The sequence below is a fragment of the Streptomyces sp. NPDC050388 genome (assembly GCF_040655635.1).
Taxonomy (GTDB): Bacteria; Actinomycetota; Actinomycetes; order Streptomycetales; family Streptomycetaceae; genus Streptomyces.
On record NZ_JBFAKH010000001.1, the window covers coordinates 112,118 to 135,718 of the forward strand.

The 23,601-nt window shown below is 70.7% G+C and carries 25 protein-coding genes; 8 read left to right on the top strand and 17 right to left on the bottom strand.

The genetic code is table 11. From position 1 onward, the window contains the following. The first annotated feature begins 24 nt into the window (after nt 1-24). A complete protein-coding gene (locus AB0I73_RS00500; RefSeq protein ID WP_363032259.1) occupies nt 25-447 on the top strand; it encodes a Fur family transcriptional regulator in 423 nt (140 codons plus the stop codon). Nucleotides 448-522: 75 nt separating this feature from the next. On the opposite strand, the gene AB0I73_RS00505 is transcribed toward AB0I73_RS00500, so the two are convergent. The 4 genes from AB0I73_RS00505 to AB0I73_RS00520 all read right to left on the bottom strand — a co-directional run bounded on the left by AB0I73_RS00505 (nt 523) and on the right by AB0I73_RS00520 (nt 2,691). Then, the gene (locus AB0I73_RS00505) at nt 523-1,368 is read right to left on the bottom strand and encodes an isoprenyl transferase (protein ID WP_363032261.1); all 846 of its coding nucleotides are present in this window, start codon (nt 1,366-1,368) and stop codon (nt 523-525) included. 33 nt (nt 1,369-1,401) lie between these two features. Further along, nucleotides 1,402-2,148, bottom strand: coding sequence for a DNA repair protein RecO (gene recO, locus AB0I73_RS00510; RefSeq protein ID WP_363032263.1), 747 nt, complete (start codon nt 2,146-2,148; stop codon nt 1,402-1,404). A 112-nt stretch (nt 2,149-2,260) separates the two neighbouring features. Then, the gene (locus AB0I73_RS00515) at nt 2,261-2,476 is read right to left on the bottom strand and encodes a hypothetical protein (protein ID WP_363032265.1); all 216 of its coding nucleotides are present in this window, start codon (nt 2,474-2,476) and stop codon (nt 2,261-2,263) included. After that, a complete protein-coding gene (locus AB0I73_RS00520; protein WP_363032589.1) occupies nt 2,473-2,691 on the bottom strand; it encodes a hypothetical protein in 219 nt (72 codons plus the stop codon). Before AB0I73_RS00520 ends, AB0I73_RS00515 begins: the two co-directional genes overlap by 4 nt. 126 nt (nt 2,692-2,817) lie before the next feature. On the opposite strand from AB0I73_RS00520, the gene AB0I73_RS00525 reads away from it, so the two are divergent. Next, entirely contained in the window at nt 2,818-3,651 is an 834-nt protein-coding gene (locus AB0I73_RS00525; protein ID WP_363032267.1) for a helix-turn-helix transcriptional regulator, read from the top strand. Beyond that, entirely contained in the window at nt 3,633-3,935 is a 303-nt protein-coding gene (locus AB0I73_RS00530) for a DUF397 domain-containing protein (RefSeq protein ID WP_363032269.1), read from the top strand. Before AB0I73_RS00525 ends, AB0I73_RS00530 begins: the two co-directional genes overlap by 19 nt. Here AB0I73_RS00530 and AB0I73_RS00535 read toward each other — a convergent pair. Both AB0I73_RS00535 and AB0I73_RS00540 read right to left on the bottom strand, forming a co-directional pair. Continuing rightward, on the bottom strand, nt 3,932-4,120 hold the full coding sequence (locus tag AB0I73_RS00535; RefSeq protein WP_363032271.1) for a hypothetical protein: 189 nt from the start codon (nt 4,118-4,120) through the stop codon (nt 3,932-3,934). The genes AB0I73_RS00530 and AB0I73_RS00535 overlap by 4 nt on opposite strands. Nucleotides 4,121-4,131: 11 nt before the next feature. Continuing rightward, the gene (locus AB0I73_RS00540) at nt 4,132-4,716 is read right to left on the bottom strand and encodes a winged helix-turn-helix domain-containing protein (RefSeq protein ID WP_363032273.1); all 585 of its coding nucleotides are present in this window, start codon (nt 4,714-4,716) and stop codon (nt 4,132-4,134) included. A gap of 457 nt (nt 4,717-5,173) precedes the next feature. Here AB0I73_RS00540 and AB0I73_RS00545 point away from each other — a divergent pair, with 457 nt between their 5' ends. Next, nucleotides 5,174-5,371, top strand: coding sequence for a hypothetical protein (locus AB0I73_RS00545; protein ID WP_202280444.1), 198 nt, complete (start codon nt 5,174-5,176; stop codon nt 5,369-5,371). A 16-nt stretch (nt 5,372-5,387) separates the two neighbouring features. On the opposite strand, the gene AB0I73_RS00550 is transcribed toward AB0I73_RS00545, so the two are convergent. The 9 genes from AB0I73_RS00550 to AB0I73_RS00590 all read right to left on the bottom strand — a co-directional run bounded on the left by AB0I73_RS00550 (nt 5,388) and on the right by AB0I73_RS00590 (nt 16,883). Continuing rightward, nucleotides 5,388-6,050, bottom strand: a complete 663-nt coding sequence (locus AB0I73_RS00550; RefSeq protein WP_109378779.1) for a response regulator transcription factor — start codon at nt 6,048-6,050, stop codon at nt 5,388-5,390. Continuing rightward, nucleotides 6,047-7,348, bottom strand: a complete 1,302-nt coding sequence (locus tag AB0I73_RS00555; protein ID WP_363032276.1) for a sensor histidine kinase — start codon at nt 7,346-7,348, stop codon at nt 6,047-6,049. Before AB0I73_RS00555 ends, AB0I73_RS00550 begins: the two co-directional genes overlap by 4 nt. Nucleotides 7,349-7,433: 85 nt before the next feature. Then, the gene (locus tag AB0I73_RS00560; RefSeq protein ID WP_363032278.1) at nt 7,434-9,569 is read right to left on the bottom strand and encodes an MMPL family transporter; all 2,136 of its coding nucleotides are present in this window, start codon (nt 9,567-9,569) and stop codon (nt 7,434-7,436) included. A 473-nt stretch (nt 9,570-10,042) separates the two neighbouring features. Then, entirely contained in the window at nt 10,043-11,239 is a 1,197-nt protein-coding gene (locus tag AB0I73_RS00565) for a hypothetical protein (protein ID WP_363032280.1), read from the bottom strand. Nucleotides 11,240-11,341: 102 nt separating this feature from the next. After that, a complete protein-coding gene (locus AB0I73_RS00570; RefSeq protein ID WP_363032282.1) occupies nt 11,342-12,349 on the bottom strand; it encodes an SCO2521 family protein in 1,008 nt (335 codons plus the stop codon). A gap of 1 nt (nt 12,350) precedes the next feature. Continuing rightward, the gene (locus AB0I73_RS00575; RefSeq protein ID WP_363032284.1) at nt 12,351-13,316 is read right to left on the bottom strand and encodes an SCO2522 family protein; all 966 of its coding nucleotides are present in this window, start codon (nt 13,314-13,316) and stop codon (nt 12,351-12,353) included. Then, on the bottom strand, nt 13,313-14,230 hold the full coding sequence (locus AB0I73_RS00580) for an SCO2523 family variant P-loop protein (RefSeq protein ID WP_363032286.1): 918 nt from the start codon (nt 14,228-14,230) through the stop codon (nt 13,313-13,315). The genes AB0I73_RS00575 and AB0I73_RS00580 overlap by 4 nt, the downstream gene beginning before the upstream one ends. A gap of 3 nt (nt 14,231-14,233) precedes the next feature. Beyond that, nucleotides 14,234-16,075, bottom strand: coding sequence for an SCO2524 family protein (locus tag AB0I73_RS00585; protein ID WP_363032288.1), 1,842 nt, complete (start codon nt 16,073-16,075; stop codon nt 14,234-14,236). Between the two features lie 55 nt (nt 16,076-16,130). Further along, complete coding sequence (locus AB0I73_RS00590) at nt 16,131-16,883, bottom strand: SCO2525 family SAM-dependent methyltransferase (RefSeq protein WP_363032290.1); 753 nt, start codon at nt 16,881-16,883, stop codon at nt 16,131-16,133. 360 nt (nt 16,884-17,243) lie between these two features. On the opposite strand from AB0I73_RS00590, the gene AB0I73_RS00595 reads away from it, so the two are divergent. Beyond that, the gene (locus AB0I73_RS00595; RefSeq protein ID WP_363032292.1) at nt 17,244-17,792 is read left to right on the top strand and encodes a GNAT family N-acetyltransferase; all 549 of its coding nucleotides are present in this window, start codon (nt 17,244-17,246) and stop codon (nt 17,790-17,792) included. Nucleotides 17,793-17,820: 28 nt separating this feature from the next. On the opposite strand, the gene AB0I73_RS00600 is transcribed toward AB0I73_RS00595, so the two are convergent. Together AB0I73_RS00600 and leuA are read right to left on the bottom strand one after the other, a co-directional pair. Continuing rightward, entirely contained in the window at nt 17,821-18,519 is a 699-nt protein-coding gene (locus AB0I73_RS00600; RefSeq protein WP_363032294.1) for a TerB family tellurite resistance protein, read from the bottom strand. 184 nt (nt 18,520-18,703) lie between these two features. Then, the gene (gene leuA / locus AB0I73_RS00605) at nt 18,704-20,425 is read right to left on the bottom strand and encodes a 2-isopropylmalate synthase (protein ID WP_363032296.1); all 1,722 of its coding nucleotides are present in this window, start codon (nt 20,423-20,425) and stop codon (nt 18,704-18,706) included. 340 nt (nt 20,426-20,765) lie between these two features. Between leuA and AB0I73_RS00610 the strand changes: the two genes are divergently transcribed. From AB0I73_RS00610 to AB0I73_RS00620, 3 genes are read left to right on the top strand one after another with little or no spacing between them, the layout of a single operon-like run. Then, entirely contained in the window at nt 20,766-21,836 is a 1,071-nt protein-coding gene (locus tag AB0I73_RS00610; RefSeq protein WP_109376982.1) for a M4 family metallopeptidase, read from the top strand. Nucleotides 21,837-21,857: 21 nt separating this feature from the next. Continuing rightward, the gene (locus tag AB0I73_RS00615; RefSeq protein WP_109376981.1) at nt 21,858-22,124 is read left to right on the top strand and encodes a protealysin inhibitor emfourin; all 267 of its coding nucleotides are present in this window, start codon (nt 21,858-21,860) and stop codon (nt 22,122-22,124) included. Nucleotides 22,125-22,182: 58 nt separating this feature from the next. Further along, nucleotides 22,183-23,493, top strand: coding sequence for a GH1 family beta-glucosidase (locus tag AB0I73_RS00620; protein WP_363032298.1), 1,311 nt, complete (start codon nt 22,183-22,185; stop codon nt 23,491-23,493). Nucleotides 23,494-23,601: the final 108 nt, after the last annotated feature.

Sequence of the window (23,601 nt, forward strand, 5' to 3'; positions counted from 1 at the left end):
GAGTCGGACGTGAGGAGGAAACCGGTGACCACCGCTGGACCGCCCGTGAAGGGCCGCGCCACCAGGCAGCGGGCCGCTGTGGCGGCTGCGCTCCAGGATGTCGACGAGTTCCGCAGTGCGCAGGAACTGCACGACGTGCTCAAGCACAAGGGCGACTCGGTGGGGCTCACCACGGTGTACCGCACCCTGCAGTCCCTCGCCGAGGCCGGCGAGGTCGACGTGCTGCGGACCGCCGAGGGTGAGTCCGTCTACCGCCGTTGCTCCACCGGCGAGCACCACCACCACCTGGTCTGCCGCACCTGCGGCAAGGCGGTCGAGGTCGAGGGCCCGGTGGTGGAGACCTGGGCGGAGGCCGTCGCCGCCGAACACGGCTACGTCAACGTGGCCCACACGGTGGAGATCTTCGGCACCTGCGCGGAGTGCGCGGCGGCCGGCCGCGACGACTGAGGTCACGGACGCGGGAGACGGCGAAGGGCGCGGAGACGACCTCCGCGCCCTTCGCCGTGGTCCTGCCCGCCCCCGTTACCGCCCGCTCTCCTGCTGCTTGCCCTCCATGGCCAGCAGCTCCTCGTTCGGGATCGCCCCGCCGAAGCGCCGGTCGCGGGAGGCGAACTCCAGGCACGCCCGCCACAGGTCCCGGCGGTCGAAGTCCGGCCACAGGACGTCCTGGAAGACCATCTCCGCGTAGGCGCTCTGCCACAGCAGGTAGTTGGACGTACGCTGCTCACCGCTCGGCCGCAGGAACAGGTCCACGTCCGGCATGTCCGGGTAGTACAGGTAGTTCTGCAGGGTCTTCTCGGTGATCTTGCCCGGGTCGAGGCGCCCCGCCTTCACGTCCTCGGCCATGGCCTGCGCCGCGTCGGCGATCTCGGCGCGGCCGCCGTAGTTCATGCAGAAGTAGAGCGTGAGCCGGTCGTTGTCCTTGGTCTGCTCCTGGGCGACCTGGAGCTCCTTGGCCACCGACTTCCACAGCTTGGGCATCCGGCCCACCCAGCGCACCCGGATCCCGAGTTCGTCGAGCTCGTCGCGGGACTTGCGGATGAAGTCCCGGTTGAAGTTCATCAGGAAGCGCACCTCCTCCGGCGAGCGCTTCCAGTTCTCGGTGGAGAAGGCGTACAGCGAGATGGCACCGACCCCCATCTCTATCCCGCCCTGGAGCACGTCCAGCACCCGCTCGGCGCCGACCTTGTGCCCCTCGGTGCGCGGCAGGCCCCGCTCCTTGGCCCAGCGGCCGTTGCCGTCCATGACGATCGCCACGTGCTTGGGTACCAGCTCGCCGGGGAACTTCGGGGGCCGCGCGCCGGAGGGGTGCGGTTCCGGCGTCTTGTACTCCCGGCGCTGACGCCCCAGGAACCCGCGTACGGCCATGTGCTTCCTCGTCTCCCTCTAGCTGGGTTCTGGTTACTTCTCGACGTACCGGAGTGAGCGCAGCCCGCGCTCGAGATGCCAGTGCAGGTAGGCGGACACCAGCCCGCTCCCCTCCCGGACGTGCCGCTCCTCGCACGCGTCCGCGGTCTTCCAGTCCCCCGTCAGCAGCGCGCCGAGCAGTTCCAGGGCCTCCGGCGAGGGTACGACGCTGCCGGGCACCCGGCAGTCGGCGCAGACGGAACCGCCGGACCCGACCGAGAAGAACCGGTTCGGTCCGGGCATCCCGCACCTCGCGCAGTCCCCGAAGCTCGGGGCGTAGCCGTTGACGGCGAGGGAGCGCAGCAGGAACGCGTCGAGGACGAGATGCGGTGCGTGCTCACCGCGGGCGAGGGTCCTGAGGGCACCCACGAGCAGCAGGTACTGCTGCACGGCCGGCTCGCCCTCGTTGTCGGTGAACCGCTCGGCGGTCTCGAGCATGGCCGTTCCGGCGGTGTAGCGGGCGTAGTCGGTGACGATCGGGCCGCCGTACGGCGCGATGGTCTCGCTCTGGGTGCACAGCGGGAGGCCGCGCCCGATCAGCTCGCTGCCCTTGGCGAAGAACTGCACGTCCACGTGCGAGAACGGTTCGAGGCGGGCACCGAACTTGGACTTCGTCCGGCGCACGCCCCTCGCCACGGCGCGTACGCGTCCGTGACCGCGCGTGAGCAGCGTGATGATCCGATCCGCTTCACCCAGCTTCTGGGTGCGCAGCACGATGCCGTCGTCGCGGAACAGACTCATGCCCCCATTCTCGCGTACGCGCGGGGCTCCCCCGTCACGCGGTCGGGGCCTGCCCGGCGGACCGTGCCGGACGGGCCCGCCGGGCGATCACGTACAGCTCAGAGCCCCTGGCTCAGGGAAGCTCCCCCCGGCTGCGCGCGTTGGCGTACGCGGTCGCCGCGCGCAACCGCTCGGCGGGGGTCGCCCGGCGCAGGGCGCCCGGTTCGGCGTCCCACTCCCGGCCGCCGCCGTACGGTCTCAGCTGGACGTAGGGCCCCTCGTGTCCCATCACGATGCCGATCCGCTCAGTCCGGGTGTCCACGACGTACACGCCGACCGGCGGTCTCATCGCGCCGCCGCGGCCATCGCGGCCGCGATCCGCCGTGCGGTCTCCACGGAGCACCGCCCCAGGTCGACGAGCGGACAGGGCGCCTCCCGCGCAAGACTCACCGGGTCCAGCCCCAGTGACGGCAGGGTAATTCCGGCCTTCGCGAGTAACGCCCGCAACTCTTTCACCACTTCCTCCGCTTCTTCGACGCAGAGCGCCGAGTGCTGTGCCTTCACCCTCATCCCCTTCTTTTCGGCATTCACGCTTCCGGTCCTTAAGGTGCCCGCCGGAACCTACACTCGGAAGGGGGCTGCGGCCTACAAATAACGGGCTGTGAAAAGAGCTTGAGAAAGGGTTCAGCAATGGCCAACGGTTCACGCCAAGCGGCATGGGAGTTCTTCGGCGCGGAACTGAAGCGCCGCCGGGAGGAGGCAGGGTTAACGCAGGTTGAGCTGGGCGCTCGGGTGTTCGTCTCCGGCGGCTACATCGGCCAATTCGAACAAGCCATCCGAAAACCACAACTGGACGTGGCCCAGCGGATCGACGAGACACTGCAAACCGACGGTTTTTTCGAGCGGCTGTGGCGCAAGCTCATCAAGGAACAGCGGTACGCCGAGTACTTTGCACATGCAGCAGAACTGGAGCGGCTGGCAACAAGCATCTGCGACTGGGCGCCCGCAGTGGTCCCCGGCCTCCTCCAGACACCCGCGTATGCCAGGGCCATCTATATGGCAAGCAATCCGCTCGCCACGGACGAATACATCGAGGAGATGGTCGGCCTCCGCATGAACCGCGTTCAGCTCCTCAAGGACGCTACCCGGCCGATGTATTGGGTCGTCCTGCATGAGGCGGTACTACGTGTACCGGTCGGCGGATCCGCGGTGATGGCCGAGCAACTCGACCACATCTCAGAGACGGCACGTGCCCGCAAGGCTCTGGTGCAGGTGGTCCCGTTCTCCGTCGGGGCACATCCGCAGATGGGCAAGATGATGAGACTCAAAGAGTTCGAGGACGCACCGCCGACCGCCTATACAGAGGGGGTGCTGTCAGGCAGTCTGCTGGACGATCCGGCAGCGGTGAGGAGAATCCGAGCGGATTACGATCTCCTCAGGGCCGCAGCTCTGTCGTGGGAGGCGTCCCTGGCCATGATCGAGGCGGCGGCGGAGGGCTACAGACGATGCGCGAGTACGACCTGACCAACGCAAGCTGGCGCAGGAGCAGCCACAGCGGCGGAAGTGGCGGCGAGGAATGCGTCGAGGTCGCCCACGACTTCCCCGGCGCCGCCCGTTGGCGCAAGAGCACCTACAGCGACGGTAACGGCGGCAGCTGCCTCGAAGTCGCCGACGGCGTCCCCGGTGTCGTCCCCGTCCGGGACAGCAAAGTGGCCGGCGGGCCCGTGCTGGTGGTCGGGGCGGTGGCCTGGACGGAGTTCATAGGAGCCGTCGGCGAACGCCCCTTCGGGGACCGGTACCGCCGCTAGGACGCGGCGACTGCCGTCCTGGGGGCGTCGGCGAGCCGCAGGCCGAACTCCACGAGGGTCCAGCCGAGACGGGCCCGGAGGGCCCGGGAGTGCCCGACGGGGGCGGCGAGACGGTACGCCTCGGCCTGCGCGCGGAGTTCGGTGTCGCGGATGTGGTGCAACGCGAGGTGGGTCTCGGAGTGCATCGGGCGGCCTCTCAGTCCGTGCGGGTGGGGATGAGGTGCGTATGGATGCGCACCTGCTCGAGGTCCGGGGTGCCCTCGTCGGGGGCCAGAGCCCGGTAGCTCTCCATGAGCTCGAACATCTTTTCTCTGAGTTCACGGGCGAGTTCGGGGGTGAGGCTCAGCGTCCAGTCGCTCATGTCCGAGGAGCGTCTCCACTGCTCGGACCAGTCGTGGCGGGTACCGAGCCAGGTGGCGAGTTCCCGGGTGTGGTGGTTCGCGACCTCGTGCAGGAACAGGTCGGCGGCGCCGCGCACCTCGGGGTCACGGTCCTCTAGCAGCGTTCCGTCGAACAGCACGCCCCGGTGGACCGCCTGCCACCACCGCTCCCGCCCCTTGCCGCGCTCCGGCGCGTCTTCGACGAAGCCGTGCGCGGCGAGCTGGCGCAGGTGATAGCTGGTCGCGCCGCTGGACTCCCCCAGTTTCGCGGCCAGTTGCGACGCGGTGGCCGGCCCCCCGTGCCGTAGTGCGTTCAACAACCGCATCCGCAGGGGATGCGCGAGCCCGCGCAGCGAGCGGGCGTCGAGACTGTGGAGCTGCGGGTCCTGGGAGCCGTCCATGACACCAACGGTAGCGCCGCAAAGGACTCGTTGCAACGGGTTCTTTGCAACGAGTCCTTTGGAAGACCCGCACCCCTCGACGTCACCCGCATGACATGCGTGTGCAACCCACGATGACGTGGTGCAGTTGTGCATGATCGGTTCAATTCATGCGTTTGCGGGTAGTCCCGTGGAGTCGTGCGAATACGATCGCTCCCGCATGCGTCACGGAGCGCCACCCCATCTCCCGTCTCCCACCGGTCTGTTGGTCCGACGTGAGGATGAACTGGCTATGGCGCTGTTGGCGTGACATTTCGGCGGGGGTACCACCGAGGTGGGCTCCGGGGCGGTCTCCTGTGAGGTAGACCGACATCCCTTGGAGATCCACGTGACCGCCTCCGCTTACGAGTTCGGCACCAACCACCGTGCCTTCGTCGACCCTTACGCCCTCGACGGGAGCAACTTCGGTGACTACCACCTGACGCCGCCGCGCCCGGGTGAACGGCTGGACGTCGCCATCGACCCGCAGGACCGGCGCCGTCTCGAGCTGCACGCGGCCCTGACCGCGGCCGGCATCCCGCCGCGGCCCGAGGACCGCGAGGCCATCGACCGGCTCAGCGCCCTGCCCGGCAACATCAACAGCACGATCCAGCGCTGGCTGGCCCACGCCCTCTGAGCGACGGCGTCGCCGGTCACGGTGTGCCCGGCGCCACCAGGCCCGACTCGTACGCCACGATGACCAGTTGGGCCCGGTCGCGGGCCGCCAGCTTGCCCATGATCCGGCTGACATGGGTCTTCGCCGTGAGCGGGCTCAGTCCCAACGCCTCCGCCACCTCGGTGTTGTTGAGCCCGCGTGCGACCAGCGTGAGCACCTGCCGCTCGCGGTCGGACAGGCATTCGGGACCCGCCGTCACCGGCATCGCCGGACTGCGCAGGAACCGCTCGATCAGCCGCGCGGTGGGCCCCGGCGACAGCAGCGCCTCCCCGGCGGCCACCGTGCGGATGGCGTCGAGGAGTTCGGCGGGCCTGGTGTCCTTGACCAGGAAGCCGGAGGCGCCGGCGCGCAGCGCCTCCACGATGTTCTCGTCGGTGTCGTAGGTGGTGAGGACGAGCACCTTCACCCCGGCGAGGTCCTCCTCGGCGGCGATCAGCCGGGTGGCCTCGATGCCGTCGAGGTCGGGCATTCGGATGTCCATGACGACGAGGTCGGCGCGCCGGGTGCGGGCCAGTTCGGCCGCTTCGCGGCCGGTGGCGGCCTGGCCGACGACCTCCATGTCGGACGCCGACTCGACGAGCAGGGCGAACGCCTCCCGTACGAGGGTCTGGTCGTCGGCGAGCAGTACGCGGATGGTCATGCGGTCCGGGTTCCTTCCACGATGGTGGCGGCCGTGGCGTCCGTGGGGGCGGGCGTGGTCAGCGGCAGGGTCGCGGTCACCTGGAAGCCGCCTCCCTCGCGGGCTCCGGCGTCGAGTGTGCCGCCCACGCTGCGGGCCCGTTCCCGCATCCCGACCAGCCCGAATCCGGAGGTGCCGTCCGGGTCCGGGCCGGTGCCGTCGTCGGTGACGGACAGGTGCAGGGCGCCGTTCTCCGTGCGCAGGTCGACGCGGACGGACGGCTCGGGGCCCGCGTGCCGGACCGCGTTGGTCAGCGCCTCCTGCACGATGCGGTACGCGGCGGCGCCGACGGCGGGCGGCACGGTGCCGAACCGACCGGAGTGCTCGACGCGGGCGCCCGCCAGGCGGGCGGCCTCCACCAGGTCGGGCACGCCGTCGAGGCCGGGCAGCGGACCCCGGGCGTCGCCCGCGCCGTGCTCGCGCAACACCTCCAGGGTGGTGCGGAGTTCACCGCGGGCCGTCCGGCAGGTGTCGGCGATGTCGTCGAGGGCCTTGGCGACGGTCCGCCGGTCCAGCCGGTCGGGGTCGGCGGCCAGGACGTGCGCGGCGACGGAGGTCTGCACACCGATGAGGGTGATGCTGTGGGCCAGCAGGTCGTGCAGGTCGCGGGCGATGCGCAGGCGTTCCTCGGCGACCCGGCGGCGGGCCTCCTCCTCGCGGGTCCGTTCGGCCCGTTCGGCCCGCTCGACGATGGCAGCGACGTACTGCCGGTAGTAACGGACGTCGACGCCGGAGACCAGCACGGCGACGACCCAGCCGGTGATGCGGAGCAGTTCCACGAAGCCGTCGGGGTTGGTGAGCGCGTTCTGCAGGAGCGTGCCGCAGATGACGAGCGAGCCGAGGCAGAGGGTGCGGCGCGGTGGGCCGGTCGCGGCGATGGTGTAGAGCGGCACCATGGTCGCGGCGACGGGCGCGACATGGTTGTTGTCGAGCGCGTGGTACGGCGCGACCAGCGCCAGGACGCACAGCAGCACGAGCAGGGGCCGGCGCCGACGCCACACCAGGGGCGCGTGGGCGGCGAGCAGCAGGGTCCAGCCGAGCGCGTCGGGTCGGCGCCCGTGGTCGCCGACCAGCGCGAGGACGGTCGCGAGCGCGGCGAGCAGGACGGCCAGCACGGCGTCGTTGCGGACGGCGTGCGGCGCGGTGAGCGGGTCGCGGTGGATCGCCGCCACGATCCGCTCGCCGAGGCGCGGCCGCTCGGCCGCCGTGTCCTTCGTCGGGGGCGGCGGTGCGGGGGCCGTGGTCGTGGTTGCCTGCACGGGTTCATCCTCCGGGAGGAGGGAGCCCCTCCGTGAGGGAGGGGCACCCTTTCGTCTGTGCGCCGGTGCGGTGCCGGCCGTCTGCCTACCGCGCGGGCTCCGGCTCCCGTTCCGCGTTGCCCTCACGGTCCGCCCGGTCCTCCCGTACCGGCTTCGGGGCGGGCCGGGAGAGCCTGCCGGGCCACCACATCCAGCGGCGCAGCAGCACACTCGCCGTGGTCACCAGGTAGGTGCGGACGAGGAACGTGTCGAGCAGGACACCGACCGCGATGACGAAACCGAGTTCGACCAGACCCACCAGCGGGAGTGTGGTCAGTACGGCGAAGGTCGCGGCGAGGACGACGCCCGCGGAGGCGATCACCCCGCCGGTGGTGCGCAACGCGGTGAGCGCGGCGGCCTCGGGTTCGGCGCCGGCCAGGGACTCCTCGCGCATCCGGTGCATGAGGAAGATGCCGTAGTCGACGCCGAGGGCGACGAGGAAGACGAAGGAGAGCAGACCGAGTCCGGGGTCGGTGCCCGCGAAGCCGAACAGCGGCTCGAAGACGAGTCCGCCGATGCCGAGGGTCGCGCCCCACACGGCGACCACGGCGGCGAGCAGCAGCAACGGTGCGATCAGGCTGCGCAGCAGCAGCACGAGGACGACGAACACCGCGGCGAGCACCAGCGGCACGATCACCGAGCGGTCCCGGGACTCGGCGTCGGCGAGGTCGAGTTGCTGGGCGCTGGGGCCGCCGACGTAGGTGCCGTGGTCGTCGAGTCCGGCGCGCAGGGCTTCGATGGTGCGGGTCTCGCCGGGCGACTCGGGTGCGGCGGTGGGGAACACGGAGATCTCGGTCCAGCCCCCGCCGCTGCGTCCGGCGGCCGCGTCCGCCACACCGTCGGTGGTGCGGGCCGTCTCCAGTGCGGCGTCGGCCCGGTCGGTGGGGGCGATCAGGGTGACGGGGCGGCTGCTGCGGTCGGGGTACTTCTCGGCCAGGGTCCGCATCGCGGTGATGGACTCCGGCCGGTCGGTGAAAGAGTCCTCCTGTTTGAGGTCGCCGCCGAGGTTGAGGGTGCCGAGCGCGAGGGCGCCGAGGAGGACGGCCCCGCCGACGAGGACGGCGGCGGGCCGGCGGGCGGCGGAGGTGCCCATGGCGGCGAACAGCGAGCGACGGGCCCTGGGTTCGCTGCCGTAGGCGGGGATCAGCGGCCAGAACACGCGCCGCCCGAGCAGGACCAGCACGGCGGGCAGCAGGGTGGTCATCGCGACCAGCGCGGCGAGCACGCCGATCATGCCGACGGGGCCCATGCCGCTGCTGCTGTTGAGGTCGGCGGCGACCAGGCACAACAGTCCGGCGGCGACGGTGCCGGAGGAGGCGAGGATCGCCGGTCCGCAGCCGCGCAGGGCGGTGCGCATGGCGTCGTAGGGGTGTTCGTGGCGGCGCAGTTCCTCGCGGTACCGGGAGACGAGCAGCAGCGCGTAGTCGGTGCCGGCGCCGAGGACGAGCACGGTCATGATGCCGCCGCTCTGGCCGGTGATCGTGACGTCGAACAGTTCGTGGAGCCCGTATCCGGCGGCCATCGCGAGGGCCGCCGCCGCGCCCGCCACGCTGAGCGGGACCAGCCACAGGAACGGGCTGCGGTAGATCAGGACGAGCAGGACGAGCAGGACGGTGACGACGCCGAGGGTGGCGAACAGCAGGGTGCCGTCGATCGTCTCGAACACCTTGCCCATGTCCGTCTGGAGTGCGCCGGGCCCGCCGACCTCGACGCTCAGCCCGCCGCCGTCACCGCCGTCACCGCTGTCGGCGAGCTCGCGCACCTCGTCGACGAAGGCGTTGCGCGCCTCTTCGTCCTGGCCGGGCCCGGTGCTGGAGACCGGGTACATGAGGGTGCTGCCGTCCTCGGAGGGAACGCCCCGCGGCTCGCCCGACAGCTCGTGGGTGTCCGCCACTTCGGCGACCTGCTCGGCGGCGGTCCGCCGGTCGGCCGCGGTCAGCCCGCCGTCCCGGTGATAGACGATCACCAGGTCGGTCGACTCCCCGCCGGGCAACTCGTCCTGGATGCGGGCGACCTGGGTGGAGTCGGCGCTGTCGGGCAAGTAGTCGACGGCCCGGTTCTGCTGCACGTCGCTGAACTTCCCGGCCAGCGGCCCGACCAGCACGAGCGCGGCCAGCCACAGCCCGACCACCACCCAGGGCACGACGCGCCCCCGCCGTGCCCGTGTCCTTGTGTCCCCCATGCGACGAACTCCCTCCGCTCGGCCTGCCTGGAACACTCTCCAGACTCCCGGCGCGGGAGGACCGATACGTCCGGCGCGAGGGCGAGTCGACCGGTACTGCGGAGGGTGGCGCGGGAGGCGGTCTACTCCCTGGGGAGTAGCGGGGTCGTTTCCCGGGTGGCCTTGCCCTTGCCCGTCCGGGCCGGTGGCAATGCCCAAGTCGCCCAGTGGTGGGGAGCGTCGGCCGGAACGTACGGGGATTGGCCGGCTTTCCCAAGGTGAATGACACTTACGCGATCAAACCGGCATCATGCGGACAGTGGCAGCCGGAGTGCTCACGCTTTCGGGTAGGCGGCTTCCGGAGTGCGGGCGCTCGCCACGACGACCGCACCCGGCGAGGTCGTGGCCCACCCAGGGGCAGGCGGAGGCCACGGGTCGCCTGCTCGATTCGCCGATCCCTGACGCCCCGTGGCCCGCCCGGTCGGTGCGGCGGGTCAGGCCCCGTCGACCATCCAGGTGCCGTCCTCTTCGTCGTCGACCCGCACCTCCAGTTCGCGCAGGCTCATGCCGGCCGCCCAGAGATCCCTGAAGCGCTTCAACCGGTCCTGGACGTGGTCCTGGCGCGCGATGAGCCGGGTCCTGACGTTGACGTCGCGCAGGTCCTGGTCGATCTCGTAGGACACCGTCTCGTCGTAGACGATGAAGTCGTTGGTGGTGCCGCGCAGCAGGTGGGGCGGCAGTTCCGGCAGAACCGCCACGCGCACCTCGATGTGCAGCGCCGCCTGTTCCTCGCAGAGCTGCAGCAGCCGGTCGTCCAGTTCCCGCGCGCTCTCCAGCAGGAACAGCCGCCGCACCGGCACGTCGTGCTCATCGATCGCCTCCTGCTGTGCGTGGAGGTAGCGGCTGGCGGGCTCGCTGTTCCAGAACTGCCGGTCGACGGAGGTGCTGGTGGCGCAGATGGAGTGCTCCGCGGCATGGGTGAGGGCGAGCATCCAGTCGTGGTTCTCGCCCGGACACTCCACGCTCAGCGTGGTGAGATCCGTCATGTACCCGATCACCCGGACCATCTCCAGGCGGACGAAGGTGGAGAGGATCGGGGGTCCGGGCGCCAGGACCTCGGCGAAGTCCGTGGCCAGGTCGGGTACCGCACCGATACGGACCCGTCCCGGTGCGGGATTGTGCTCCGTGTCCCGGCCCGCCACGACGAGGTGGTTCTCGACGAGTTGCTGCATGTCCTCGGTGCGGCGGGTCAGGCCACCCTGCGGGCCGTCCTGGCGCCGCAGAGCCTCCCGTACGGTGGCGGCGGTCTCGGCCGGCACGTCTTCCGCGCACCGGTCCCGTTCCTCCGTCTTCCGGGCCGGGCCGAGGATGTGCTGGACGGCCACCGCGGCGACGGCGCAGAGTCCGGCGGCGGCGAGTTGCCGTAACAGACCGTCCTCCGGGCTCAGCAGCGCCGCGACGCCCCAGGCGAGGAGGCCGAGGACGAGGCCGACCAGCAGTCGGCGCATCCACGGGGGCGCGGGGGTGTCCCGGGCCGGCTCGTCCACCGCTGGGCCGGCCGGTGTGCTGTCCCGGCCGAGTGACGTGCGGGACGGGCCCCGCGGATCGGGGACCGTCCGATGGTCCGCGTGAGCGGGCGTGTCGGGCGTGCCCGCCGTGTCGTCGTGCTGAGATGACTCTGCCGTGCTCATCTCGCTTCTCCCCCCGGTCGGGTTGCGCTTCGGTTCGGGATGCGGTGATGTGCGTGTGGGGCTGGTCGGGGCGCTCCGGGCCGGGGGCGCCCTGGGGTCGGGTCAGGGAGCCGGCTCCGTCTCCCGGTGCGGTGGGGGAATCGCATGCAGGGTGAGCTGGTCGCGGATGCGCTGCACCAGCGCCTGCCACTGCCGGGTGAAGCCGGGGCGGTCCTCCAGCACGTCCCAGAGCTGGGCCAGCTCCGTCGCCACCCGGGCCCGTGGCATCCACAGGTGCAGCAGGTGGTCGACGGCGGGCCGCAGTGCCGTGACGACGGCGGGGCGGCCCTCTTCCGGCCCTCGTCGCGGCCGGGCGGGCGGGGCCCCGGCTCCCAGACGGATGCCGTCCAGGATGCGGACCACGGTGGTGAGCAGCCAGTCGTGCAGGGCGAGATCGTCGCAGAGCCCGGCGATCTCACCGCTGGGGGTTCCCTCGGGCACTCGGAGCCGCAGCGTGCGCAACTCGTCCTCGGCGAGAGTGAACCGTTCGATCGACGGACCGTCGTCGCGGTCCGCGGGCAGGGCCACCCAACGGAGCCGGGTGGGACGGGACCTGAGGGGCGGCCGCTGGTCCAGCAGGGGGTGGCGCAGCAGTCGGGTGAGCAGCCCGCCGGCGATCAGTCCGACATCGAGTTCGCCGTGCCGCCCACCGCTCAGCAGGCCCTGGGCGACCGCTTCGTGGGGCAGCTTTCCGAACGGCTCGACCACCCCGGGCCGCACCAGGTAGTGGCCCCACGGCCGCCGGTGGTCGGGTCCTGCCGCGGTGACCCGGAAGTACGCGGAGCTCTGCAGGACACGTCCCTCGGTGAGCGAGGCCCGCGCGACGACCGTGCCGACCACACGGACTCCGGCGCCGTTGGAGCTGGGGACGGGGCAGTCGACGCCGGTGAGGGTGTCGGGCGAACGGCCGTAGAGGTTGGGACGTTCGGAGAGCAGGACGCTTTCATCGGCGCGCACTCCGAGGAGCTGGGCGGCGGCCCGGCTGTCGAGCGCCTGCAGGGCGGGCAGCAGACAGGTGCGGACCTCGCCGCAGGCGAGCACGACACGCGGTGCGGACTCCCCCGGTCCCATCTCACGGCCCCGCGTAGAAGACGTAGGAGACCCGATCGGCCACCGAGTCGGGAACGGTCGTCCTCTCGCGGGCGGACCGTTCGGCGACCTGGCGCAGTGCTCCCGGGGCCACCTCGGTCTGGTCGAGGATCACCCGGACGGCGTGCTCGACGGGCAGGAACCGGTTGGGCACCACCGAGCAGGTCCGGTAGGCGGCGAACGGGTCGGCCCTGGGATTGAGCCGGACCAGCGGAGGCAGTTCGTCCCATTCCTCGGGGAAGCCGGAGGTGGTGTGCGGGCGGGGCACGAGGACAGCCTCGCCCTCGTTGCGCAGGAGGCCGAGGCGGGCGAGCTGCCACACCGCGGCGAGAAAGGGGCAGGACCAGGTGCGGTGTCCGTCGGGGGCGTCGCTCCACAGTTCGACGTCCAGGAAGACGGAGTGGCGGCGGGCGGCTGCCTCCCGGGGCGGCTGCCAGGCGGTGGCCTGCTTCATGGCCTGCGGGGCTCGCGCGGCGGGGCTGCGCTCGCCGTTGGCCAGCCAGCCGGTCTGCGCGGCCGGCGGGCGGATTCCGTAACTGCCGGGTGGCGGTTCCTCGACGAGGCGGCCTGCCACCGCCTCCGCGACCGGTACCTTGCCGGCGACCGCACAACCGGACTCGCGGGCCAGGTAGTCGACGACGAGACCGGCCCGGTCGGCCTCCGCCAGCAGCATGGGGACGACTTCGGCGGGGCTCGAGAAACGGGTGAAGTAGTCGTCGATCAGGAAGCAGGTGCTGATCCGGGGGCGTTTGCCGCCGGTCGCGGCGGCCGCGGTGGCGCGTGCCGCCTCCGCCCAGGGGCGCACCCGGTCGAAGTGCTCCCTCAGGTGTTCGGGGCCGGCCTCGAAGTCCTCCATGTAGAGGTGGCCCAACTCCAGGGAGAGGTGCGACAGCGGCACCGCCTGGGTGCGTGGCTCGGCGGTGGTCTCGCGGAACACCGCGTCCGTCATGGCCGCCCCCAGCAGGAGTCGTCGGTCAGGCGTCGTGCGATCTCCTCCAGCGCCTCCAGCGTCTCCTTGTTGGCGATCTGGGTCGAGAGCACGTCCTCTTCGGTGATCAGCTGTTCGCGCCACTGCAGGATGGGCTCCAGCGGTACGACACCGAGCACCACGCTGTCGCCGACCCGGTGCTCCGCCGCCAGCCGGCGCAGCGCCTCGTCGCAGGACTGCATCCAGGCGGCCTGGGCGGGCGAGCCCTGGGCCCACAGCGGCGAGTCCGGATCGGGTACGGCGGCCCGTACGAAACGGATGGCGCCCTGCAGCGCCTCCTCGTCGTGTCCTCGCTCGACACCGCCCTTGACGATGCCGTGGTCCTTGTGGACGAGCCCTGCGGCGGCGACCACGTGCTGTCGGGTCCAGCGGTGGAAGACGAGCCAGCGGAACGGGACGTGCCGCATCTGGGGGTGGGCCGTTGCCGCGAGGACCATGTCGACGGCGTAGCTGCGGCCGGCGCTCAGATCCACGATGATCAGGTCGAACTCGCTGTTCAGCCGCAGCAGCAGGTCGACGCATCGCTCCAGGGCGTCCCCGGCGGTGGCGAACTCGCCACCGCCGGCGTCGCCGGGTAACAGGACCAGGCGGCCGGACTGGTTGGGCCGGGCGCGCAGTCGGGGGTGCTCGGTCTGCCGCCAGACGTCGATCCGGGCCGGCTCGGTGACCTCGCCCTCGAGGTAGGAGTGCAGGCCCCGCTCCTCGGTGCCGCGCATCGCGTCGGGGACGTCGAAGACGGCGGCGGCAGTCGGTGAGCCGAAGTCGAAATCGACGTATGCCACGTGATCGCCGGTGAGGGCGCGCTGGTAGGCCAGGTTGGCGCTGGTGACCGAGCGACCGGTGCCTCCTTTGTCGGAGGCGGCGAAGACGAGCACGGTTCACACCTCCTGTGCGGCGGCGCCCCGGGCCTGGGCCAGGGTGTCGAGTTCCTGGAGCACGGGCAGGGCCAGCGCGAACGCGGTCGCGGGCCGGTCGTCGACCAGGCTGCGGGCACGGTCCAGTCGGCTCTCGATGCTCCGCATGGCCCGGCCCCGGCTCCCCTCGGCGGTGGTCGATGCCTCCAGTTGTTCCTTACCGAACAGATGGGTGGCCTCACTGAGCAGCTCACGGGCCAGCTGAGCGAGTTCGGGACTGCGGATGGGCTGCTGCTCGTACAGGTTGCGCGCGGCGACCAGACACTCGGTGACACGTTCGGTGATGCTCCAGGAGAGGCGCCGGCCGACGCGTGAGTCCGGGAAGACGGCCCGCGCGTTGTCCCAGAGGCCGGCCCCCTCGCCCTCCTCGATCCGCCGGTTCCACAGGTGCTCGAATGCCTGCTCGGCCAGGCGCAGCAGACGGTCCTGTGCGTCGACGTTCCGGGAGAGCTCCGCGAGCTGGACGATCCGCTTGAGGAGTTGTGCCGAGAAATCGGTCATCCGCCACTGCAGCGGCCCGCCGGACCGTTCCGATCCGGCGAGCGGCATGGTGACCCCGGGGTTGTGCAGCCCGACCGCGGGATCGTTCCTGGTCATACGGCTGGTGACCCGGCCGCGGTCGGCGAGGCGCTCCATGACGGAGACGGTGCGGGTGAGGTCGTCGTCGGTGGCTTTCCGGCGGACCAGGTCGTGGACGAGGATGGCCGCGACGGTCAGGGAGAAGTACTCCGACTCCAGCCGCAGGCCGGTGGTCTGCCAGGGAAGGTCCTCCAGGGGCCAGCGCCCGGCTCCGAACCGGGCGATGGCCGACCAGTACTGCTGGCTGAGTTCCCAGCGCAGGCGCAGGGCCTCGGCGAGTTTCTGCTGGTCGGTGTCGAGCAGCCCCAGGGTGAGGGTGCGCTCGGAGAACAGGTCCTGGATACCGTCCAGGGCGACCACGGTGAAGTACACGTAGGGCAGCCGGTCGGCGATGCCGTCGGGCTGGCCGGGCGCCTGGACGCTCAGGTCGGTGATGGTCGGCGCGTCCTTCACCACGCTCCAGGCCCAGCCGCACTCGAAGAGCTGGCTCTCGTCCCGGATGCTCTCGTCGACCTGGATGCCGCGACTGAGGCTTTCGATGATCGTGGCGCGCAGCGGCCGGAACCGGCGGGAGAACTGCTGGAGTACGGCCCGGTCGGACTGCCCGCCCTGTCCGATGACCTGGATCAGCCGCCGGCCCTGTTCGGACTCCGCGTCGAAGACGTTGACGGTGAAGGAACGCAGCAGGCTGATCATCGCGGCGGTCAGCCTGCGACTGGTGGCCTCTCTCAGCTCACCGACCGCCCTGCGCATCTCGGGACGGGTGGTGCTGTTCTCGTAGACCTTGAGGAATCCCAAGGTGGCGAGGCAGAGCGTGACGGACATGGAATAGGAGTCGACGACACCCAGCTGGCTCTGTTCGTGGGTGAGTTCCCGCTGGGGATCATTCGTCCTGAAGTAGTGCCCACCGGCGAAGGTGGGGCTTTCGTCCGGTCCTGTGTGGGTGCGCATGAACTGGGCCAGCGCGGTGATCAGGTTGGGAGGGATCTCCAGTCGGCTGCCGAGCCGCTCCAACGCCCCGAGGACGTCCCTCTCCGTGGTGTCGGGCTGGTCCAAGCGGAACGCGGGGACCTCGGTGGCGGGGTACAGCAGACAGAGCAGCCGTTCCGCGTCCGCGACGCTGCTCAGCCCTTCGGTGTCCCCCCAGACGAGTTTCCCGTCGTCGAACGAATGACGGGCCGCGGCTCGCCAGATGTCCAGCAGATGCTGCCGCGGCTTGATCTGCATCCCCGCACCCCTCGTACAGATCTCGTTGTCCTGTGTGCAGACATGGTCCCCGTTCCTAGGGGGCCACAACCTCCGAATTGCGCCGCCCCAGGGCGAGGATGATTCCTTCGTGACCCGGCCGCACCACATGGTGCAGATCGTGGATCTCCAGCTCGGAGGTGAAGGGCTCCAGGCTCTCCCGGACCTGGTCCTCGTTCACCCGGTAGGCCGGGTACCAGTGTTCGCCGACACGGTATCCAGCGGATTCCTTCATGAACGCGGCGGCGAACGGAGCCTTCTCGTTCAGCACGTCCATGAAGCACCGCACGCCCCGCCGGAACTCGTCGGGGCACTCCGACATCGAATCGGCGACGAAGAACATCGTCCCGATGTCCCAGCGCCGCTGTCCGTCGAGGTCCAGCAGGTTGGCCCGCTCCACGCGGACGATCTCGCTGATCCGGTCCCTCGGTTTCACATCGGCATAGGCGGGAGCCTCGCTCAGCTCGTTCCAGAACGCGTCCCAGGCCTCGTCGTAGCCCTCCGGCGCCGTCTGCCGCTCCAGGTACTCGACGTTCGGCTGCGCGTACTCGAGCAGAACGATCTTCTCGCACCACGGGAGCATGGCCAGGCCCGGATAGAGGTTCGCGCCGGCCCCGACGTCGACACCGCGCATCGAGTCCGGGACGCCCCGGGCGAAGCAGCTGCTGAAGTGGTCGCGCATCAAGCGCACGATCAGGAGGTCGACTTCGAGTGGTGTGCGGTAATTGAGGTCGACGTACACCTCAGGATCGAACTGCGACCACGGCGCATCGGCGTTGCGATCCATCATCACCCTGTCGTATTCCCATCAGTGTCGGACAAGACTGTGCGCCCCGCGTTCGTACCCTCGTGAACACAGTCAGGCGAAACAGCATATGCCCGGATTCACACGGTAAAGCCGACGCGAAACGCGCAGAGAGTCCAAAACCGGCCGACCCCGAAGAACAGGCGCACGACGGGCGCACGACAGCACATCGCCGACAAATATGAACTCGTCCTTGCATGAGGCGAGTTGGGCGCTCACTCTAGCGAGGCGGAACCACTGGCGCCACCGGGGCTCCTCTTCCTCAAGGGTGCTCCTCAAGGGTGAACCGCGTCGGAGCTGTCGTGTTGACGTCCGCACATCCCGAACGTCTCGACTGGGGGTGGCATGACCGCCGAACCGCTGGAGCACGCCCTGGACCGCCGTGGGTGCCTCGGGGAACCGGATCCGTTCCCCGACCCGCGCCCCCTGGTCCTGCGGACGGCGCAGGAGTCCGACCTGCCCGAACTCCAAAGGCTCGACGAGGCGGTCTTCCAGGAGGTCGCGTACCCCGCGTTCCTGTTGCGCCAGCTCTACGACATGTACGCCGAGCACCTCCTGGTCCTCGACGACGGCGAGGGACGCCTGCACGGTTATGTCCTGGCCGCGACCACGGCACTCACCCGGAGGAGCTGGATCCTCGGCCTGTGCGTGGCCGAGGAGCGCCGCCGCCACGGTCTGGGCCGGGAGCTGATGGTGGAGATCCTGGCTCGGCTGCGCGGCAGCGGCGTCGAACAGGTCCGCCTGACGGTGGAACCCGCCAACCGCGCGGCCATACTGCTCTACCGGTCCCTGGGCTTCTGTCCCGAGCAGCCCGACGCCGGGCTGCGCCGGGACTACTTCGGCCCCGGCCAGGACCGCCTGGTCATGCGCCTCGGACTCACCGGCTGCCACTGAGCCGGGAGCCGGGTCGGCCCCGGGAGGGTCAGGACGGTGTCCGGGCCGCCGTCAGCAGGCGGGTCACGTCGTCCGAGCAGATGGTGAGGGCGGCACCCACGGTGGCCAGGGCGTCGCGCTCGGCGGGGGTGTAGGGGCCGTCGGCGAGGGCGATGCGGGCGCCGCCCAGGAGGATCGATTCGCGGCCCGGGGCGGCGAGGTGCGGAGCCAGCGGATCGAGGGCCTCGTGGAGTTCTATGGCGAGGCCCGCCGTGCAGGGCTCGCCGGTGAAGCGGCCGGTGTCGGCGGCCAGCGCCTCGACGAGCGCGGCCAGCCGGTCCTCGGTGCAGTCGTCGAAGCCGGCCGCGCGGACGGCGGCGACGGCGGTCTCCAGGGACGCCCGCGAGCAGGTTCCCGCGGCCAGCACCGCGAGGGCGACGGTGTGCACGGCGTCGCGGAGCATCGCGGAGAAGCGGGTGGTGGTGGGGTGGTCGAGGACGTCGGTGCCGAAGTGGCGGAGGCAGGCCGCGCATTCGACGACCGGGCCGGCCGCGCCGCGCGGCACCACGGGCACGCCGAGGAGGGTGAAGCGGCGCTGTCCGGTCAGCCGCCGGTAGTTGCGGTCGCCGCCGCAACCGGGGCAGAAGAACTCCCCGTCGCCGACGGCCGTCCACGCGGTCCGGGTTCCCAGCAGGCGCGAGAGTCTGGTGACAGCGGCACGGTCGTCGGGTCCCCGTCCTGGCAGCACGTCGCACCTCCACATCGCCCCGGCCTCATCGCCGCGCTTGCGTGATGTTAGCCACATCGAAGAGTCTTCGTCAGCACCTCGCACGGGACCTTCCCGTGACCCGCACAGGGAATGGCCGGTAACCGACGGGGTCCCGCCCGCCGAGAACGGCGGACGGGACCCCTGGACCTCTCGGAGCCGCTGTTCAGCGGGCCGCCCGGTTGACGGCCGAGACGACCGCCTTCAGCGAGGCACGCGTGGTGTTCGCGTCGATTCCGACGCCCCACAGGACCTTCTCGCCGATGGCGCACTCGATGTAGGAGGCGGCCTGCGCGGAGGCACCCTCGCTCATCGTGTGCTCCTGGTAGTCGAGCAGCCGTACGTCGATGCCGAGGGACTGCAGGGCCTCGAAGAACGCGGAGATCGGGCCGTTGCCGCTGCCGGTCAGCACGGTGGCCTCACCGTCGACGGTGGCCTCGACGGTGAGCGTGTCGACGCCGTCCCGGTCGGTGGTGGACTGGCCGTTCTTGACCTGGATGCGGCCCCAGGCGTTGTCCGGGTTGGGCAGGTACTCGTCCTGGAACACCGACCAGATGTCGGCCGGGGTGACCTCGCCGCCCTCGGCGTCCGTCTTGGCCTGGATGATCTTCGAGAACTCGATCTGCATGCGGCGCGGCAGGTCCAGCTTGTGGTCGTTCTTCAGGACGTAGGCGATACCGCCCTTGCCGGACTGCGAGTTGACGCGGATGACGGCCTCGTAGGAGCGGCCGACGTCCTTGGGGTCGATGGGCAGGTAGGGCACCGCCCACTCGATGTCGTCGACGGTGACGCCCTGGGCCTTCGCGTCGGCCTCCATGGCGTCGAAGCCCTTCTTGATGGCGTCCTGGTGGGAGCCGGAGAAGGACGTGTAGACCAGGTCGCCCACGTACGGGTGGCGCGGGTGGACCTCCATCTGGTTGCAGTACTCCCACGTGCGACGGATCTCGTCGATGTCGGAGAAGTCGATCTGCGGGTCGACGCCCTGGGAGAACAGGTTCATGCCCAGGGTGACCAGGTCGACGTTGCCGGTGCGCTCGCCCTGCCCGAACAGGCAGCCCTCGACGCGGTCGGCGCCGGCCATCAGGGACAGCTCGGCTGCGGCCACGGCCGTGCCGCGGTCGTTGTGCGGGTGGACGGACAGGCAGACGTACTCGCGGCGGGACAGGTTGCGGCCCATCCACTCGAAGCGGTCGGCGTGGGTGGAGGGGGTGGAGCGCTCGACGGTCGCCGGCAGGTTGAGGATGATCTCGCGGTCCGGACCGGGCTGGTAGACGTCCATCACCGCCTCGCAGACCTCCAGCGCGAAGTCCAGCTCGGTGTCGGTGAAGATCTCGGGGCTGTACTGGTAGCCGAAGTGCGTTTCCGGGCCCAGCAGCTTCTCCGCGTACTCCACGACCAGGCGGGTGCCGTCGACGGCGATCTGCTTGATGTCGTCCTTGGAGCCGCGGAAGACGACCCGGCGGAAGACCGGCGCGGTGGCGTTGTACAGGTGCACCGTGGCGCGCTTGGCGCCCTTCAGGGACTCGACCGTACGCTCGATCAGGTCCTCGCGGGCCTGGGTCAGTACGGAGATCGTGACGTCCTCGGGGACGGCGTCCGGGTCTTCGATGATGGAGCGCACGAAGTCGAAGTCGGTCTGACCGGAGGCCGGGAAGCCGACCTCGATCTCCTTGTAGCCCATCTTGACCAGCAGGTCGAACATCGCGCGCTTGCGGGCGGGCGACATGGGGTCGATCAGGGCCTGGTTGCCGTCGCGCAGATCGGTGGAGAGCCAGCGGGGGGCGGTGGTGATCCGGTTGCCCGGCCACGTCCGGTCGGGGATGTCCACCTGCTCGTAACGGCCGTACTTGTGGATCGGCATGGAACTGGGCTGCTGGCGGTTGACCATGGTGCGTGGGCTCCTCGAGGGTCCGCGGTGATCCGGGATGAGACCGGAAAGGGACGGCCGACGCCGCAGCGCCAAACTCCGCGGGGAGGGGGTCGGCCTACTGCAGACCCTCACCGCGGCAGCTAAGGAGAAGCAGCCCGAAACGCATGATGCTGCGCAGCCTAACCGAGACACGGGCCCGTGCGAGCGTCCGTATCAGTATGCGGGACCAGAGGGAGGATCGGGACAAAAAGTGCCGTATACCACTCCAAGGCGCCCCATCACAGGGATCGACCGCACTTTTCACCAACCAAGGTTGCGGATGGTGACAAACCCGTCACGCAGTGCAAAGGTGCCGGACATGACCACCAACGGGGGCTTCGAGCCCGTCTTCTGCACCATCGTCCCGCCGCACGTCCTCGACCGGCTCGCGCAGGCCGAGGACCCCGCACTCGCCGGACCCGCCCGCCGCACCCTCCAGCGCGACGCCTACGAGCGCACCCAGCGCCGCCTGACCACGGTCGTCGGCGCCGCCGCCGTCGCCCCGCTCGCCGCGGCCGAGTCCGGCAAGCCGCACCGCACCGTCCACGACGCCCGGCACGGCACGAAGCTGCCGGGGGCGGCGGTCCGCCGGGAGGGCGAGGAGCCCGGCAAGGACGCCACCGTCAACCGCGCCTACGCGGGCCTCGGCGCCACCTTCGAACTCTTCCTGAGGGCGTTCTCCCGCGACTCGATCGACGGCGCCGGGCTGCCGCTGGTCGCGACCGTGCACTACGACCGGGACTACAACAACGCCTTCTGGAACGGCGATCAGATGGTCTTCGGCGACGGGGACGGGGAGATCTTCCTCGACTTCACCCTCCCCATCGACGTCATCGGCCACGAACTCGCGCACGGCGTCACCCAGTACACCGCCAACCTGGACTACTTCGGCCAGTCCGGCGCGCTCAACGAGTCGGTGTCGGACGTCTTCGGCTCCCTGATCAAGCAGTACACGCTCGGCCAGACCGCCGGCGAGGCCGACTGGCTGATCGGCGCGGGGCTGCTCGCCCCGCGGGTCACCGGCAAGGCGCTGCGCTCCATGAAGGAGCCGGGCACCGCGTACGACGACGACGTCCTCGGCAAGGACCCGCAGCCCTCGACGATGGACGACTACGTCCGCACCGGCCGCGACAACGGCGGCGTCCACATCAACTCCGGCATCCCCAACCACGCCTTCTACCTCGCCGCCACCACCCTCGGCGGGCACTCCTGGGAGCGGGCGGGGCAGGTCTGGTACGACGTGCTGACCGGCGGCGAGCTGACGCAGGACGCGCAGTTCACGGACTTCGCGACGCTGACGGTGAAGGCGGCGCGGGCCCGGTTCGGGGAGGGTGAGGAACTGCGGGCGGTGTCGAAGGCCTGGGAGCGGGTGGGGGTGCGGACGCTGTAGTTCCGTACTAGACACAGAACCATGCGCATTCAGGTGACACGCACCGGTGGGTTCGCCGGTATCGAGCGGCGGGCCGAGGTGGACACCTCGGGACGGGCCGACGCGCCCGAGTGGCACGCCCTGGCCGAGGGGGCCGTGGCCGCCGGCCGGGGCACGCCGCCGGCCGGGGTGCCGGACGGCTTCAGCTACCGGATCACGGTGGACGGGCGGTCGGTGTACTGCGCGGACCCCCGGCTGACCGAGGAACAGCGCACGCTGATCAGCAGAGTGCTCAAGGAGGGCGCGTAACCACCCTTCCCCGCAGGGGCGTTGACTTGGATCGCGGTCGGTGCGGATGATCCGTGCCATGGCGACGACGAACCCGATCCCCCGCTTCCCGGACGGCTTCCTGTGGGGCGTGTCGACCTCGGCGCACCAGATCGAGGGCGCGGTGGACGAACGCGGGCCGTCCGTGTGGGACGAGTTCAGCGCCGAGCCGGGGCGGGTGCGGGACGGCTCGACGGCGGCGGTGGCCTGTGACCACGTCCACCGCCACGGCGAGGACGTGGCGCTCCTGGCCGGACTGGGGGTGGACGCGTACCGCTTCTCGGTCTCCTGGCCGCGGGTGCGGGCGAAGGGTGGCCTGGACTTCTACGACCGACTGGTCGACGACCTGTGCGCGGCGGGCGTGCGACCGGTGCCGACGCTGTTCCACTGGGATCTGCCGTCCGGTCTGGACTGGCTGGAGCGGAGCACGGCGGAGCGTTTCGCGCAGTACGCGTCCGAGGTCGCCCACCGGCTCGGCGACCGCGTGGCGCGCTGGATCACCCTCAACGAACCCGCCGAACACACCCTGCTGGGCCATGCGCTGGGCGTCCACGCCCCTGGCCGGAAGCTTCTCCTCGACGCGCTGCCGGTGGCCCACCACCAGCTCCTCGCGCACGGGCTGGCGGTACGCGCCCTGCGCGCGGCCGGTGCCGGTGACATCGGCATCGCCAACTCCCACGGCCCGGTCTGGCCGGCCGGCTCGGACCCGGCGGACGTGGCGGCGGCGGACTTCTACGACACGCTCCTGAACCGCCTGTTCGCCGACCCCGTCCTGCTCGGCCGCTACCCGGACGGCATCGGCGAACTGATGCCGGGCGACGTCGAGGCGGACCTGGGGGTCATCGCGGAGCCGGTCGACTGGTACGGCGTCAACTACTACGCGCCGACCCGGGTGGGCGCCCCGCAGGGCACCGAGACCGAGTTCGGCGGTGTCCGCATGCCGGCCGAACTCCCCTTCTCGGTACGGGAGATCGAGGGGTATCCGGTGACGGACTTCGGCTGGCCGGTGGTCCCCGGGGCCCTGACCGAACTCCTCACCACCTTCCACGCCCGCTACGGCGACCGGCTCCCCCCTGTCGTCATCACCGAGAACGGCTGCTCCTACGAGGGCGTCGACGACCAGGCCCGCATCGTCTACCTCGACGGCCATGTCCGCGCCCTGCACCGGGCGCTGGAGGCGGGCGTGGACGTACGGGGCTACTTCGTGTGGTCCCTGATGGACAACTTCGAGTGGGCGGAGGGCTACACCCGCCGCTTCGGCCTGGTCCACGTGGACTTCGAGACCCTCGAGCGCACCCCGAAGGCGTCCTACGGCTGGTTCCGGGAGATGCTGCGCGAGCAGCGCCTCTGACACCGCCGCCGGGTCAGAACCCCAGCCGCCGCAACTGCTTCGGATCCCGCTGCCAGTCCTTGGCGACCTTCACATGCAGGTCCAGGCTGCATCGACATGCGGCTACCG